Source organism: Winogradskyella sp. PE311, from assembly GCF_046545555.1.
In the GTDB taxonomy this organism is placed as follows: domain Bacteria; phylum Bacteroidota; class Bacteroidia; order Flavobacteriales; family Flavobacteriaceae; genus Winogradskyella.
In genome coordinates this window covers 2,131,046-2,146,010 of record NZ_JBHZTH010000001.1, presented here as the reverse complement: position 1 = coordinate 2,146,010, position 14,965 = coordinate 2,131,046, and the positions used below count along the sequence as shown (strand labels likewise).

The following is a 14,965-nucleotide window of genomic DNA, read 5'->3' as shown; positions in this document are numbered from 1 at the left end:
TGTTAAATCAAATACAACTTAAAACAACACTAACAAATTTTTAATATCTTTCAAAACTATGAAAAATTCACACTTTAAAAAATTCATTCCTTTTATCATTATTATAGCGTTAATTGCAAGTTGCAAATCCTACAACAATAATCAAACTATTAATAATGGAAATGAAAATAATTTTGCAGAAAACGATACTGTTAGTATAAGCAGTGATGAAACAGATTATGAAATAATAATTATAGAACCTGGCTTTAATGGTTGGCTAGTAAGTACTGCTAGACAGAGAGGCTATTATTCTCAACAATGGTTAGAGACAAGAAATGCGATTTTAGTGCAAGCATGGAACCAAAGAAATCTTCAACCCTACACCTATGATCCTAGCTTATACGAACTAAGAATAGATTATGACACACGTACTGATTATGGTTATGAAGTCAACTACAAATTATACAACTATTTTGTTTATTTTCAAATGAAATATAAGCAACAACTCTCTACCTTTATTCCCAGAATTTAGTAAATTTGCAGCACGCTTAAAGTGCTATGGGAAAATTTAAAACACATTGGGAAATACAACACAATTGGCAGTTGTTATTTCCCTTTTTAGGTTTGCTTGCACTTACTTATTCTGCATTTAAACTAGCCAATAGAATATCAGATAATTTAATTCTGATCATTATTGCTACGGCCATTATTTTCTATAGTTTATTAAAACTAACCCTGTATATATTTAAGAAGCTTGAAAAAAAGTGGATTCTCCAATATAAATGGGAAATGATACGTGTATTTATCGTATTTGCCATAACAGGATCTTCTTCTCTTTATATAGGACGACCAATTATTAAGCTACTTGGTATTACTAAAGAAAACTTAAACCCAGTTATTTACTGGATATTATTTATTATCATTGGACTCATTTTTTATCAAATTCTTTTAGTTACTTTTGGATGGCTTTTTGGGCAGTTTAAATTTTTCTGGGAATTTGAAAAGAAAATGCTTAAACGATTTGGATTAAAACGTTTTTTAGATTGAATTTTAAAACAGTAATATCATCATTATTTAGAGGCTTAGCAATTTTGCTTGTGCTTATTGTATTGTTGCCGTCTGCTGTAAAATTAACACATGCCTTTAATCATCACACTCACGAGGTTTGTGAATCTGACAATCAATTAAAAACGCACTTTCACGAAACTGACTTAGATTGTGATTTTTATAAGTTTAAACTTAATAAAAATCAATTTTTCGTATTATCTAAATACGATAATAAGACGGTTATACCATTTTCTAAAGGAACATTAGAACATTATATTTCTTATAATAATTATCAGCAATTATCAAGGTTTCTAAGAGGTCCGCCTCTATTAGTGTAGTATTTTTCACATATACACTAATAAAATCATTTAATGAAACAAATTATTGTTGGTATGGCTTTAGCAATATCTTGCTTAAGTTATAGTCAAAACTGTACATATACCTTTTTAGGAGAACTTTCAGATTTTCATGATGGAACACCGATAGGATCTGCTACTATATTTATTAAAGAACGTGATAAATATTTAGTCTCTGATTTTGATGGTAAATTCAAGATTGAAGACTTATGCATTGGCGGGTTAACATTAACGATATCTCATATTGGCTGTGAAACAAAAACAGTAAGTTACGATATTGTTGGTGATACTTTTAAAGCTATTAAAATTGAGCATCATATTGAGGAACTCAATGAAATTTCCGTTTCTGGTAACATTAGCAAAAAAGAAACTCAAACAGCCCAAGAAACTGTACTCAAAGGCAATATTTTAAAAAAATATAGTGCTTTAAATCTTGGTGATGCTTTAAAAGAAGTAGCTGGTGTATCTTCCATTAATACTGGAAATTCTATTGTTAAACCAATGATAAATGGAATGCATAGTAGCCGATTACTTATTCTTAATAATAATGTGAGACTACAAGATCAAGAATGGGGAATTGAGCATGCACCTAATATTGATATTAATTCGGCAGGACAAATATCGGTTATAAAAGGTGCAGGAGCTTTGGCTTTTGGAGGTGATGCAATTGGTGGAGTTATTATTGTAAATCCGTCGAGAGTAATTTTAAGAGATACACTTTTTGGAAAAACAACTATAGGTGGTCAGTCTAATGGAAAAGTTTTTAATATCAACTCCGCGTTAAATAAAAACTACGCTAGTGGCTGGTTTGTTAATATACAAGCGTCATTAAGAAAAAATGGAGATTTTGAAGCACCAGACTACATACTAAGTAATACAGGCTCTAGGTCTAAAGGTTTTTCTCTAAGAGGAGGTAAAAAAACGTTTGAGTCTGGTTTTGAAATATTCTACAGTTATTTAAACAATGAAATTGGTATCCTTAGAGCATCTCATATTGGAAATGTTGAAGATTTAGTAGATGCGATTAATAGCCAACAACCGTTAGTTATTGACGATTTTACTTATGATATTAATTCTCCAAAACAAGACGTTACACATCACTTATTAAAAGCCATGTATTATAAACGATTTCAGAATTTCGGAAAAGTTAATGTGCAGTATGACTATCAGAATAATCAACGTTTTGAATTTGATGTGCGTATAGGAGAAGACAGAGACAAACCAGCTTTAGACCTTAATTTGCAAACGCATACCTTATCAACTGATGTTATTTTAGATTCAAAATCTGACTATAAATTAAAATTTGGGTTTTTAGGTAGGTATCAAAATAATTTTGCAAATCCAGATACTGGCGTAAGACGGCTAATCCCAGATTACGATAAGTATGATGCTGGCATGTATGCCATAGTAGAATATGCATTAAACTCATCAACAACATTAGATTTTGGTGCTAGATATGATTTTAATCGCATTGATGCAAAGAAGTTTTACCGCACTAGTCGCTGGGAAGAGCGTGGTTATAATGTAGATTTTGCAGATATTGTAGTCGACGATTTAGGCACTCAACTCCTAACAAATCCTGTCTTTAATTATCATAATTTTTCTGCATCAGCAGGTCTTAAACATGAGTTTAGTGATTATAGTTACATCATAGCTAATTATAGTCTTTCAAGCAGACCACCTAATCCGTCAGAATTATTTAGTGATGGCCTACACCACTCTGCTGCGCGTTTAGAATTAGGCGACTTAAGATTAAAACAAGAAATTTCTAATAGAATATCAGCGAGTTACAATTACAATAATGATAAAACGAATATCATATTAGAAGCTTTTTATAATAGAATTAATGATTTTATGTATTTAGAACCTGTTGGTATAGAACAAACAATTCGAGGAGCTTTTCCGGTTTGGAATTATTTACAATCTGACTCTGAATTATATGGTGTTGATTTAACAGTTAGCCATGACCTTAGTGAATCTTTAAATTTTTCAAACAAGTCGTCATATACAAAAGGAAATAATATTGAAGCTAACAAACCTTTAATTAATATTCCTGCCTTTAATACCAGAAACAGTATAACCTATAAGACTAATAATTGGAAGAATTTTCTAGTGTCTTTAACTAGCGAATGGACTGCAGAACAAACAGAGTTTCCTGATAATAATTTTGAAACTTTTGTGGCGGCTACAAATGAAAACATACTTGTAGACTTTAGTACTCCGCCAAATGCTTTTCATTTATTACATCTTTATTCTGAAATAACGTTTAAAACATCTAGTTACACAGATTTAAACGTAGCTGTTAGTATAAACAATCTTTTAGACACTAAATATAGAGCTTATCTTAATCGCCTTCGTTATTTTGCTGATGATGTTGGACGAAATATAATGTTACAATTACAATTTAACTTTTAAAGAAACTCAAACATTTTAAAAAAAATTAAACATGAAAACTACAAACAAAATGAAAGCAATGAACAAATTTTTAATCTTATTTATGGCCTTAGGCCTAATGACTTCGTGTTCTGATGATGACGATCCAGCACCAGTAAACGAAGAAGAAGTTATTACAACAGTGCGTCTTACTTTAACATCTAATGCTGATAGTAGTACAGTGGTATTTCAAAGTCAAGATTTAGACGGAGATGGACCAAATGCACCAGTAATTACAGTTGTTGGTTCCATGACAGCAATGACAGATTACACAGGAAGTGTAGAGTTTTTAAATGAATTAGAAAACCCATCTGAAGATATTACTGTAGAAGTATTAGAAGAAGATGACGAACACCAGGTATTTTACGGATTTACGGGTACTTCAGGAAGCTCAGTAGTATATACAGATATGGATGATGATGGTAATCCTATTGGAGTAAGTACAACTTTTAGCTCAGGGGCAGCTGCTATGGGTAATACAATAACTGTAACATTAAGACACGAGCCATCTAAAGATGCAGCTGGTGTAAGTGACGGTGATATTACTAATGCAGGCGGTGAAACTGATGTTGCTGCAACATTTACATATTCTGTTAATTAATTTTTACATTATATAAAATAAAAAAGCACTCTAACGAGTGCTTTTTTTTGTTGTTATTTGGAACGTTTTTAAAAACCTATAGGCTATTATTAATGTATCTTTGCCATTTCAAATTAAGTTTACTGTTTAATGACTGAAATTGATTTTGCTTTAAAACAAGAAGATGCTGCGGATATCGTTGAACTAGTTGGCACCGTTCTTTGGAATAAGGCAAACGATAATAACACTTTTAGAAACCTTTCTTTTGCAGAACAAACATTCGTTTATATAGATATTTTTGAAAGTGAAATAAACAATGAGGGGCTTTATGGTTTTTTTTATAATACCTCTGGTGAATTTACACACAATGTATTACAAGCCTTTATAGATATACAGGCCCACGAAACAGCTACTATTATCGATAAAGCAATTAAAGTATTTAAAGACCTACCTGTACCAAAGGATATTATTTTAAGAAGGCAATTTATTAGTAAATTAGATACGGAAGATTTAGATATATGGTCTCATCTTGAATTAGATCTTATCAATGTGAAAGAAAATATTGTAGATTTGGTTATAGCCCACATTAAACTTCACAAAACAGATTTTGAATATTAAGGTATATTCCTCAAAATTTTGCTACAAAACTATTAATGTCAAAATTACCCAATGCTCACAAATTTATTGATCTTTCAGATTACGGAAGACCAGTTGCACGTTCTATCTCTTTAGTGCTTAAAGACACAAAATTTACACCTATCCACGTTACTATAGGTTTTATTATTTCAGGTCTATTTGCAGTTGTATGTATTATAAATGGACATTTTTGGTCGGCAGCATTCTTTCTAATTTTTAAATCTATACTAGATGCTGCAGATGGCGAACTGGCAAGAATAAAACAAACACCTTCTTATACAGGAAGGTATTTAGACTCTGTTGCAGATATTATTCTTAATGCCATAATTCTATTAGCCTTATGGTATATAACAGAATCAAATATATGGTATACTATATTAGCTTTTTTAGGGATTCAACTACAAGGAACATTGTATAACTATTATTATGTTATTTTAAGAAATAAATTTAATGGAGATATTACAAGTAGAGTTTTCGAAGTATCTACTCCAAAAGCTCTTAAAGGAGAAAAACAGAAAAACGTTAATATTCTTTTTGCTATATATAAAGTACTCTATGGTAGTTTCGATAAAGTCATTTATTTTTTAGATCAAGATGCTTCTAAAGGCAAAGTATTACCAAAATGGCTAATGACCGCAATCTCAACTTTTGGCTTAGGTTTTCAGCTTTTAATCATTTCGGTGATGTTAGTGGCAGGCTTAAAAGAATTTATTATACCATTTTTTATAGGCTACTCACTAATGATCTTTGTATTTATAGCAATTAGAAAAATGCTTTGATACTATTTAATTAGCTTTTGATTTTGCTTTCAAAACGTAGGTATATAACCACATTATCGAGAATGTAGGTATAACATCAAAAAATGGTAAAGCCTCTTCAATAAAAGTAACAACTGCTGCAATCTTACCTTCTTTACCTTTATACAGTTTTGTCATAAAATAAGCAGATAAAGGTGCCCAGATAAAATCGAATGGGGGAAAAATAAAAGAGACATAACCTAATGAATCAAACACTAGGCTCACTATAAGTTTTTGGTATTTTTTCATTTATAATTTTAAGTATTAAACTATGTTAATTAGAGCAATAAGTATTCCAAATTTTCTTTGTGACAAACCGTCAAGTTATTTCATTAACATTCCTTAAGTCTTTTTAACTTTTAATTATGAGCCATACTTAACATGAGAATGTAGCTTTGTAAAATTAAAGTGTACCAATCGCCTAGTAAATGCATCTTTAATCTAAGCACTAAACTATCATCAACCAATTATGAACTTACGTTCTTTGTTTCTAATATTATTTACTTTACTTAATTATACTTTCGCTCTTGCACAGGATAACGAGGTAATGTCTAAAGATAAAAAGTCATTGCAAATTGAGCGTACGAGCATTGCTCCTAAAATTGACGGAATCTTGGATGATAAAGCTTGGGTAAACGCAGAAATTGCAACTGGTTTTATTGAATTTAGACCAGAAATAGGGAATTCCCTTGAGCCAGAACAGAGAACAGAAGTTAAAATGACTTATGATGATGAAGCTATCTATATTTCTGCATATTTATATGATGACCCTTCATTAATCATGCGACAATTTACATCTCGCGATAACTTCGGACAGAATGATTTTTTCGCGGTAGTATTAAACCCTAATAATGATGCTCAAAACGATACACAGTTTTTTGTATTTAGTTCTGGCCAACAAGCAGATGCTATTTTTAATCCGACAATAGGTGAAGATTTTAGTTGGAATGCCGTTTGGGAAAGCGCCGTAAAAATGCAAGATGATGGTTGGACGGTTGAAATAAAATTACCATATAGAACTTTACGTTTTACAGACCAAGAAAATCCAACTTGGGGATTACAATTTCATAGGCAATTTAGGAGATACCGCTCACAATACACTTGGAACCCTTTTGATCCTACACAAGGTAACATAGGTTTATATCATGGTGAGCTTAAAGGACTAAACAATATAAAACCACCTGTTAGACTCAATTTATACCCATTTTCTACAGGGATAGTAAATAGTTTTGATGGAGATACCGATACTGATTTAACCTTTGGTATGGACGTTAAATTTGGGTTAACAGATAATTTTACACTAGATGCTACCTTAGTTCCTGATTTTAGTCAAGCAGGTTTTGATAACGTTGTTCTAAATCTTGGCCCTTTTGAACAGACATTCTCTGAGCAACGTCAATTTTTTACCGAGGGAGTAGAGCTTTTCTCTAAAGGAGATTTATTTTTTTCGAGACGTGTTGGTAATAGTCCTAGTGGTCAATTAAGTTTAACCGACGAAGAGGAAGCAAATGTACCAAATGAGGTGAAGGTTTTAAATGCTATTAAAATTTCTGGGCGAACAAAGAAAGGCTTAGGTGTTGGCATTTTCAATGCTGTTACCGAGAAAACAGAAGCTTCAATAACAAATATAGTCACTGGCGAAAAACGCAGCGAAGTAGTTGAGCCAATCTCTAACTATAACATACTGGTAATAGACCAACAATTTAATGGAAATTCGTCTATAAGCTTAATAAATACAAACGTACTAAGAGAAGGTAATTTTAGAGATGCCAATGCTACGGCATTAGTCGCTAATATCCAAAATAAAAGAAACACCTACAGAATTGATGCTCAAGCAAAAATGAGTAATGTTAAGTATCAATTTGATGATGCAGAAACCGGCTTCAACACAAGTTTTTTTATTGGTAAAACGCATGGTAACTGGCGATACAGTGTGGATCATAGATATGCTGACACCAAATATGACATTAATGACCTAGGACTTAACTTTAGAAATAACTTCAATAATTTTGGTGCAGATGTATCCTATAGAATTTTTGAGCCAAAAGGAAATCTTAATAGCTACCGTTTTAATGCATTTATAAACTATAGAAATTTAGCAAATCCAGGCACATTTACTGGTTTTAATTTTGGTGGTAGTTATAATGCACAAACAAAAAAATTAAATGGTTACGGTTTTAGATTAAATATTGAACCTGGTAAGCAATATGATTATTTTGAGTCAAGAGACGGAAGACCGTTTATTTTTGAAAATATTGTAAGTTTTGGAGGTTTCTATTCCTCAAATTATAATAAGAAATTTGCTTTAGATATAAGAATAGATCCATTTTTCATCATTGAAGATGGCAGAGATTTAGCGGGTTTTAACTTTAATTTTAGACCTAGAGTACGACCGAATGATAAGTTACTTTTAATTTATAGTTTTGATTTTAGAAGAGCAAATGGTCAAAGAGGTTATGCAACTTTTTTTGATGACCAACCCATTCTAGGAGAACGTAATCGACAAACTATTACAAATAGTATTTCGGCCAATTACACCTTTAATCCATTTAATACTTTAGCACTTTCATTCAGACATTATTGGGACACCGTAAATTATGACAACGAATTATTTACCCTATTAGATAATGGCCGTGTAACTACAGATTCTGGTTACACCGTAAATAATGTTGGCGGAAGTCCTAATATTAACTTTAGTACTTGGAATATAGATTTAAGCTACTCATGGCAATTTGCACCTGGTAGTTTCTTAACAGCTTTATATAGAAACCAATTGTTTAATTTCGACACTTTGTCAGAAGATAGTTATTCACAAAGTTTAGACACGTTGTTCGATCAACCAACACAACACACCTTCTCCGTTAGAGTGCAGTATTTTATAGATTTTAATGGAATTAAATCTGTATTTAAAGGTAACAAATCTGCCTCTTAAAATTGTGCATTAGTTCATTAAGTATTACTTTCACGCTAGTATGAGTAAAACAATCATTTCTGCAAAACACATTCAAAAAGCTTATAAAGATTTAAAAGTCTTAAAAGGTGTGGACCTTAATATTTCAGAGAGTGAAATTATCTCAATTGTAGGAGCTTCTGGCGCCGGAAAGACCACTTTGTTACAAATTTTAGGAACTTTAGATAAACCCGATTATAATACTGAAACCGAACTCATTATTAATGGTCAATCTATAAAAGAACTAAATGATAAAGCTTTAGCTAAATTTAGAAATAAAAATATTGGATTTATATTTCAGTTTCACCAGTTATTGCCAGAATTTACTGCATTAGAAAATGTCTGTATTCCTGCATTTATAAATAACACATCTAAGACTAATGCAGAAAAAAGAGCTTTAGAGTTGTTGGATTATTTAGGCTTAAAAGAGCGCATACATCATAAGCCTAATAGCATGTCTGGTGGCGAACAACAGCGTGTTGCAGTTGCAAGAGCACTGATCAATCAACCCAATATAATCTTTGCAGACGAACCTTCTGGAAATTTAGATAGTGAATCTGCTGAACAACTTCACAACCTCTTTTTTAAGCTCAGGGATGAGTTTAAACAAACTTTTGTTATTGTTACACATAACCAAGACTTAGCAGATATGGCAGATCGAAAACTTACTATGGTTGATGGGAAGATTGTTGGGTGATTTTATCTAGCACTTAAAGTTATGATATGACGTAGTTTTAATGACTTATATAAAACGTTAAGCGAAGTTAGTTTTTCTAAAACAGAAAATCTATACTTAGAACTACGTAATTTCTATTCTAAAACCTAAAACTAATTAACGTGTAATTATAATTAGCTTAAAACAAAACCTCGCTTTCAATTCATTAAAACTTACAAAATCCGTAAATTTGCAATGCTTTTAAAAACGATTATATCATGACATACAGAATAGAAAAAGACACCATGGGCGAGGTTAAAGTACCTGCCGATAAACTTTGGGGAGCACAAACAGAACGCTCTCGTAATAACTTTAAAATTGGTGCCACAGCATCTATGCCTTTAGAAGTAGTTTATGGTTTTGCTTACCTTAAAAAAGCAGCAGCTTATACTAACTCTGAGCTTGGTGTTTTAACTAAAAAAAAGCGCGATTTAATCGCTCAAGTCTGTGATGAGATTTTAGACGGCAAGCACGATGATCAGTTTCCTTTAGTTATTTGGCAAACTGGCTCCGGCACACAGAGTAATATGAATGTAAATGAGGTTGTTGCCAACAGAGCACACCAAATTGCAGGTCAAGTTATTGGTGAGGGAGAAAAAACAATTCAGCCTAATGATGATGTTAATAAATCGCAATCATCTAACGATACCTTCCCTACTGGTATGCACATTGCTGCTTATAAAAAGGTGGTAGAAACTACGATTCCTGGAGTGATTCAGTTACGTAATACGTTACATAATAAATCTATAGAATTTAAGAATGTGGTGAAGATTGGTCGTACACATCTAATGGATGCGACTCCATTGACGCTTGGTCAGGAATTTTCGGGCTATGTATCGCAATTAGATCATGGGCTAAAAGCCTTAGAAAATACCTTATCACATCTAAGTCAGTTGGCACTTGGCGGTACTGCAGTTGGTACAGGTTTAAACACACCAGAAGGTTATGATGTTTTGGTTGCCAAATACATCGCTGAGTTTACCAACTTACCTTTTGTAACCGCAGAAAATAAATTTGAAGCACTGGCTGCGCACGATGCTATTGTAGAAACACATGGGGCGCTAAAACAATTAGCGGTTTCACTTAACAAAATAGCTAACGATATTAGAATGATGGCTTCTGGTCCACGTTCTGGTATTGGTGAAATTATTATTCCTGCCAACGAGCCAGGAAGTTCTATTATGCCAGGAAAAGTAAACCCAACGCAATGTGAGGCCTTAACTATGGTTTGCGCACAAGTTATGGGTAACGATGTTGCTGTAACAATAGGTGGCACACAAGGGCATTATGAGCTTAACGTCTTTAAACCAATGATGGCTGCAAACATTTTGCAATCTGCACAACTTATTGGTGATGCGTGTGTGAGTTTTGAAGAAAACTGTGCGAGTGGTATAGAACCTAACCATGAGGTGATTAAAGAATTATTAAACAATTCTTTAATGCTAGTAACGGCTTTAAATACTAAAATAGGGTATTATAAAGCAGCTGAAATTGCAAATACAGCGCATAAAAACGGTACGACTTTAAAGGAAGAAGCTGTTAATCTTGGTTATGTATCTGCAGAAGATTATGATGACTGGGTAAAGCCAGAAGATATGGTTGGTAGTCTTAAATAAGACCCTCACTAAATTAATATAAACGCTAATCTAATAAGGTTAGCGTTTTTTTTTGTGATAAAAATTAACAATCTTTACGGAAAGCCAACTAACCATGTCCATATTAATCACCAACATAAAACAGCTCTTACAAGTACACCAATCTAATATTACTATTGTTAAAGGTAGTGACATGAATACCATTCCGCTTATTGAGAATGCGTACGTATATATAGAGAATGACACCATTATAGAATATGGTAAAATGGAAGATTATAGAACCATAGAAGCCGAAACTATTATTGATGCTACTGGCAAAATTGTTTTACCATCATGGTGCGATTCACACACACACACAGTTTATGCTGGTAATCGTACTTCAGAATTTGTAGATCGTATTAATGGATTGACTTATGCTGAGATTGCCAATAAAGGTGGTGGTATTTTAAACTCTGCAAAAACTTTGCAAGATACCTCTGAAGATGATTTGTATGAGCTAGCCATGCAGCGCTTAGACGAACTTATTAGAATGGGAACTGGTGCTGTAGAAATTAAAACAGGTTATGGCTTAACTGTTGATGCTGAGTTAAAAATGCTCAAAGTAATAAAGCGTATTAAGCAAGAGAGTTTAGCTAAGATTACACCAACACTGCTAGCTGCACATGCGATACCAGAGGACTATCGTGCTAAAAAGGATGACTATGTAGATTTAATTATTAACGAATTAATACCAAAAGCAGTAGACTTAAACATAGCACATTATATCGATGTGTTTTGTGAAGACGGTTATTTTGATATTAAAGCCACAGAACGCATACTTAAAGCTGCGCAAAAATTTGGTTTACGGCCAAAAATACACGTGAATCAATTTAATATACTTGGCGGTGTGGAGCTTGGTGTAAAATACAATGCATTATCTGTAGACCATTTAGAAGAATTAGATACTAAAGATATAAAAGCTTTAAAAGGAAGCGAAACTATTGCTGTGGCTTTGCCTGGCTGCTCATATTTTTTGAGTATACCATATACTCCGGCTAGAGATATTATTAATGCAGGTTTGCCACTTGCCATAGCCACAGATTACAATCCTGGTTCTGCTCCAAGTGGTAATATGAATTTTATTGTGGGTGCAGCTTGTGTTAAACTGAAAATGTCACCAGAAGAGGCTATAAACGCAGCAACTATAAATGGTGCCTACGCTATGGGAATTAGTAATATGTATGGCAGCATTACAAGAGGTAAGAAAGCAAATCTTATCATTACAAAGCCTTTAAATCACTATAGTGAAATACCATATGCCTTTGCCCACAACCCTGTTGAACAAGTGATTATTAATGGGAGACTAAAGGACATAAAAAATCCGGAAGAGATCTTCCGGATTTAATAGCTATTAATCAATATTAATTTCTTATTTCAAAGAAAATTCTGAAGACGAAATTAATTCTTTATCGTTGAATACATTTATCTTATAACGACCAGCTTCAAATTTAGAATCTTCAGAAGGTGATACATATTCACAAATATTTAAGTTTCTATTTTCGTAGTTAAAACGACTTATTAAACTGTAGTTTAATACTTGATCCTCAAACTGTATTTGGTCATTAGATCCTAATACGTTGTTATTAGGATCAATTACCTGTACATATAATTCTTTATCACCCGCTTCAGTTAACATATTTTTTGCCACTGTAAAACATACTTTAATTTTATCACTTCGTCTTGCGCGTTCCATTGGTACTTGCTTACCGCTACTTCTTTCTAAAATACCCATACCTATTAAGCCAACAGTCTGTAAAGCAGCTGCATCTTTAACAACACCAGCTAATTCTGTGTTTTGCACTAATAAAGAATCTGTAAAAACAGTACGCTCAGCTAATTGTACTTGTGTACTGTCTAAAGACGTTGCTAAATACTCATTCTCAACTTTTAAACGGTCATTCTCAACAAGTAATACATCCATTTCTTCTTGTAATGCTAAGAATTTCTTCTTATACCTCCATAAGCTATTAACACTATTTTGAGATACTTTTAAAGAATCCATAAGACCAGTAATACGATCTCTTGCTGCCACCAAATCTTCATTCTTAATTTCACTTTCTGCAATCGCTTCGTCATATTGCTTAGCCATGTTGTTAAGATCATTCATTACCTGTTGTTTTTCGGTAGTGAGTGTTTTCTCAGTTTCTTTATTATCAGTATACAATTTAGATGCATAAAATGCTGTTCCTAAAAATAAAACTAATAAGATGCCTAAACCTACTTTTAGACCTGTACCTGTTTTTTGTGAACCTTCCATAAATTTTAGTTTTTTTAAGTTATTGTCAATTCTTGTTTTTCTATTTTAGTCTGAGTTTAATGTAAAAGCTGTACATTTATTTTAAATAAAATTCCAAATGAATAATCTCGTTTTATTTACTCTTAAAGATCGCGATACCTTATTAAAAGCCCGTAAAGGAGAATCAAAATTTGGAGAACATATTCAGTTATTACCTAACCTCACTAACATATACGACGCTATTGTTAATTTAGACGTTGACTATGTTATTTTTGGTATTGCCGAGGATATTGGTGTGTATGCAAATTACGGAAAAACAGGGACTTACAAAGCTTGGGAGGCCACAATTAAAATTTTGTTAAATACGCAAAGTAACAACGCTACAAAAGCCAGTCGTATTTTAATCTTAGGTCACTTAGATTATACTAAAGAACGTGCTATTGTAAATTTAAAGCCTAATAAGAAAAACATAAATAAGGCAAGAACTATTGTCGATGCTATTGATAAAAATGTAACACATCTAGTGTCTTCTATAATTAAGACTGGTAAAACACCCATTATCATTGGAGGTGGACATAATAATGCCTACGGCAATATTAAAGGAGCTGCTTTAGCTCATTCTACTAAAATGAATGTAATAAATTTTGATGCGCACACGGATTTTAGAGCAGAAGAAGGCAGACATAGTGGTAATGGATTTAGCTACGCTTTTGCTCAAGGCTTTTTAAAAAATTATTTCATTTTTGGGTTGCATGAAAATTATACTTCAAACAAGTTATTTAAGACCTTAAAAAGGTTAAAACAAATGAAGTACAATACATACGACGCTATTGAAGTACGAAACGAATTGAGCTTTGAAACTGAGTTAGAAGAAGCATTAGATCATATTTGTGACAAGTATTTTGGGATTGAAATAGATTGTGATGCTATTGAAAATATACCAAGTAGTGCCATGAGTCCCAGTGGGTTTAGTGTAAAGCAAGCACGACAATTTGTTCATTACATGGCAAAACATGAAAATGCTAGTTATTTGCATATTTGTGAAGCTGCACCAACTAAAAAAACGGCTACTAAAGTTGGTAAACTTATTACGTATTTAATAACTGATTTTATAAAAGCACATGGCAATTAGAATTATAGATTTTGATAAAGTATACGCTCGTAGTTTCTATGATTTAAACATAGAATGGCTTAAAACTTTTTTCTATGTTGAACCTTTTGATGAAGAAGTTTTAAGTAAACCCAACACCTATATTATTAACAAAGGAGGTTTTATATTCTTTGCCATGAAAAATGATAAAATTGTGGGAACAGTTGCTTTAATGCCTACAGATACTGACGGGATTTTAGAACTTACTAAAATGTCTGTTTTACCAGAAGAACGTGGACAAAAAATTGGTCAGCTTTTATTACAACATTGTATTGACTTTGGAAAAGCACAAAATCTAAAAGCACTACTACTCTACTCTAATACCAAATTAGAAAATGCTATCTATTTATATAGAAAATATGGATTTAAGGAATTAGAACTTGAAGCTAATAGTCCTTATAAACGCAGCGATATAAAGATGTTGTTAGAACTCTAAAATATTATTGTCCTTG

The 14,965-nt window shown here is 32.4% G+C and carries 15 protein-coding genes; 13 read left to right on the top strand and 2 right to left on the bottom strand.

Translation table 11 applies throughout. The features are described from left to right. Positions 1-58 precede the first annotated feature (58 nt). From ACFWU4_RS09365 to ACFWU4_RS09335, 7 genes are all read left to right on the top strand, one after another. Positions 59-511, top strand: a complete 453-nt coding sequence (locus ACFWU4_RS09365; RefSeq protein ID WP_411127109.1) for a DUF6146 family protein — start codon at positions 59-61, stop codon at positions 509-511. A gap of 26 nt (positions 512-537) precedes the next feature. Then, on the top strand, positions 538-1,026 hold the full coding sequence (locus ACFWU4_RS09360; protein WP_411127107.1) for a DUF6787 family protein: 489 nt from the start codon (positions 538-540) through the stop codon (positions 1,024-1,026). Next, a complete protein-coding gene (locus tag ACFWU4_RS09355; RefSeq protein WP_411127105.1) occupies positions 1,023-1,364 on the top strand; it encodes a hypothetical protein in 342 nt (113 codons plus the stop codon). Before ACFWU4_RS09360 ends, ACFWU4_RS09355 begins: the two co-directional genes overlap by 4 nt. Before the next feature lie 33 nt (positions 1,365-1,397). Next, positions 1,398-3,797, top strand: coding sequence for a TonB-dependent receptor (locus ACFWU4_RS09350; RefSeq protein WP_411127103.1), 2,400 nt, complete (start codon positions 1,398-1,400; stop codon positions 3,795-3,797). 31 nt (positions 3,798-3,828) lie between these two features. Then, complete coding sequence (locus ACFWU4_RS09345) at positions 3,829-4,416, top strand: type 1 periplasmic binding fold superfamily protein (RefSeq protein ID WP_411127101.1); 588 nt, start codon at positions 3,829-3,831, stop codon at positions 4,414-4,416. Between the two features lie 129 nt (positions 4,417-4,545). Continuing rightward, entirely contained in the window at positions 4,546-5,013 is a 468-nt protein-coding gene (locus tag ACFWU4_RS09340; protein ID WP_411127099.1) for a DUF4375 domain-containing protein, read from the top strand. A gap of 35 nt (positions 5,014-5,048) precedes the next feature. Continuing rightward, the gene (locus ACFWU4_RS09335) at positions 5,049-5,810 is read left to right on the top strand and encodes a CDP-alcohol phosphatidyltransferase family protein (RefSeq protein WP_411127097.1); all 762 of its coding nucleotides are present in this window, start codon (positions 5,049-5,051) and stop codon (positions 5,808-5,810) included. A 6-nt stretch (positions 5,811-5,816) separates the two neighbouring features. Here ACFWU4_RS09335 and ACFWU4_RS09330 read toward each other — a convergent pair whose 3' ends face one another. Then, complete coding sequence (locus tag ACFWU4_RS09330) at positions 5,817-6,077, bottom strand: hypothetical protein (protein ID WP_411127095.1); 261 nt, start codon at positions 6,075-6,077, stop codon at positions 5,817-5,819. Positions 6,078-6,297: 220 nt separating this feature from the next. Between ACFWU4_RS09330 and ACFWU4_RS09325 the strand changes: the two genes are divergently transcribed. The 4 genes from ACFWU4_RS09325 to hutI all read left to right on the top strand — a co-directional run bounded on the left by ACFWU4_RS09325 (position 6,298) and on the right by hutI (position 12,472). Further along, a complete protein-coding gene (locus tag ACFWU4_RS09325) occupies positions 6,298-8,760 on the top strand; it encodes a DUF5916 domain-containing protein (RefSeq protein ID WP_411127093.1) in 2,463 nt (820 codons plus the stop codon). A 52-nt stretch (positions 8,761-8,812) separates the two neighbouring features. Then, positions 8,813-9,475: an ABC transporter ATP-binding protein gene (locus ACFWU4_RS09320; RefSeq protein WP_411127251.1), complete on the top strand. Its 663-nt coding sequence runs from the start codon at positions 8,813-8,815 to the stop codon at positions 9,473-9,475. 236 nt (positions 9,476-9,711) lie between these two features. Next, the gene (fumC, locus tag ACFWU4_RS09315) at positions 9,712-11,109 is read left to right on the top strand and encodes a class II fumarate hydratase (RefSeq protein WP_411127091.1); all 1,398 of its coding nucleotides are present in this window, start codon (positions 9,712-9,714) and stop codon (positions 11,107-11,109) included. A gap of 94 nt (positions 11,110-11,203) precedes the next feature. Beyond that, positions 11,204-12,472 (top strand): imidazolonepropionase, encoded by a 1,269-nt coding sequence (hutI, locus tag ACFWU4_RS09310; RefSeq protein WP_411127089.1) that lies wholly within the window; start codon positions 11,204-11,206, stop codon positions 12,470-12,472. 24 nt (positions 12,473-12,496) lie between these two features. Here the strand turns inward: hutI and ACFWU4_RS09305 are convergent, their stop codons facing one another. Next, entirely contained in the window at positions 12,497-13,384 is an 888-nt protein-coding gene (locus ACFWU4_RS09305; RefSeq protein ID WP_411127087.1) for a chromosome partitioning protein ParA, read from the bottom strand. 97 nt (positions 13,385-13,481) lie between these two features. Here ACFWU4_RS09305 and ACFWU4_RS09300 point away from each other — a divergent pair, with 97 nt between their 5' ends. Beyond that, the gene (locus ACFWU4_RS09300) at positions 13,482-14,495 is read left to right on the top strand and encodes a formimidoylglutamase (protein ID WP_411127085.1); all 1,014 of its coding nucleotides are present in this window, start codon (positions 13,482-13,484) and stop codon (positions 14,493-14,495) included. Then, on the top strand, positions 14,485-14,949 hold the full coding sequence (locus ACFWU4_RS09295; protein ID WP_411127083.1) for a GNAT family N-acetyltransferase: 465 nt from the start codon (positions 14,485-14,487) through the stop codon (positions 14,947-14,949). The genes ACFWU4_RS09300 and ACFWU4_RS09295 overlap by 11 nt, the downstream gene beginning before the upstream one ends. The last annotated feature ends 16 nt before the right edge of the window (positions 14,950-14,965 follow it).

Coding starts and splice junctions, on each gene's coding strand:
- ACFWU4_RS09365 (WP_411127109.1), top strand. CDS start 59: ATGAAAAATTCACACTTTAAAAAATTCATTCCTTTTATCATTATTATA.
- ACFWU4_RS09360 (WP_411127107.1), top strand. CDS start 538: ATGGGAAAATTTAAAACACATTGGGAAATACAACACAATTGGCAGTTG.
- ACFWU4_RS09350 (WP_411127103.1), top strand. CDS start 1,398: ATGAAACAAATTATTGTTGGTATGGCTTTAGCAATATCTTGCTTAAGT.
- ACFWU4_RS09345 (WP_411127101.1), top strand. CDS start 3,829: ATGAAAACTACAAACAAAATGAAAGCAATGAACAAATTTTTAATCTTA.
- ACFWU4_RS09340 (WP_411127099.1), top strand. CDS start 4,546: ATGACTGAAATTGATTTTGCTTTAAAACAAGAAGATGCTGCGGATATC.
- ACFWU4_RS09335 (WP_411127097.1), top strand. CDS start 5,049: ATGTCAAAATTACCCAATGCTCACAAATTTATTGATCTTTCAGATTAC.
- ACFWU4_RS09330 (WP_411127095.1), bottom strand. CDS start 6,077: ATGAAAAAATACCAAAAACTTATAGTGAGCCTAGTGTTTGATTCATTA.
- ACFWU4_RS09325 (WP_411127093.1), top strand. CDS start 6,298: ATGAACTTACGTTCTTTGTTTCTAATATTATTTACTTTACTTAATTAT.
- fumC (WP_411127091.1), top strand. CDS start 9,712: ATGACATACAGAATAGAAAAAGACACCATGGGCGAGGTTAAAGTACCT.
- hutI (WP_411127089.1), top strand. CDS start 11,204: ATGTCCATATTAATCACCAACATAAAACAGCTCTTACAAGTACACCAA.
- ACFWU4_RS09305 (WP_411127087.1), bottom strand. CDS start 13,384: ATGGAAGGTTCACAAAAAACAGGTACAGGTCTAAAAGTAGGTTTAGGC.
- ACFWU4_RS09300 (WP_411127085.1), top strand. CDS start 13,482: ATGAATAATCTCGTTTTATTTACTCTTAAAGATCGCGATACCTTATTA.
- ACFWU4_RS09295 (WP_411127083.1), top strand. CDS start 14,485: ATGGCAATTAGAATTATAGATTTTGATAAAGTATACGCTCGTAGTTTC.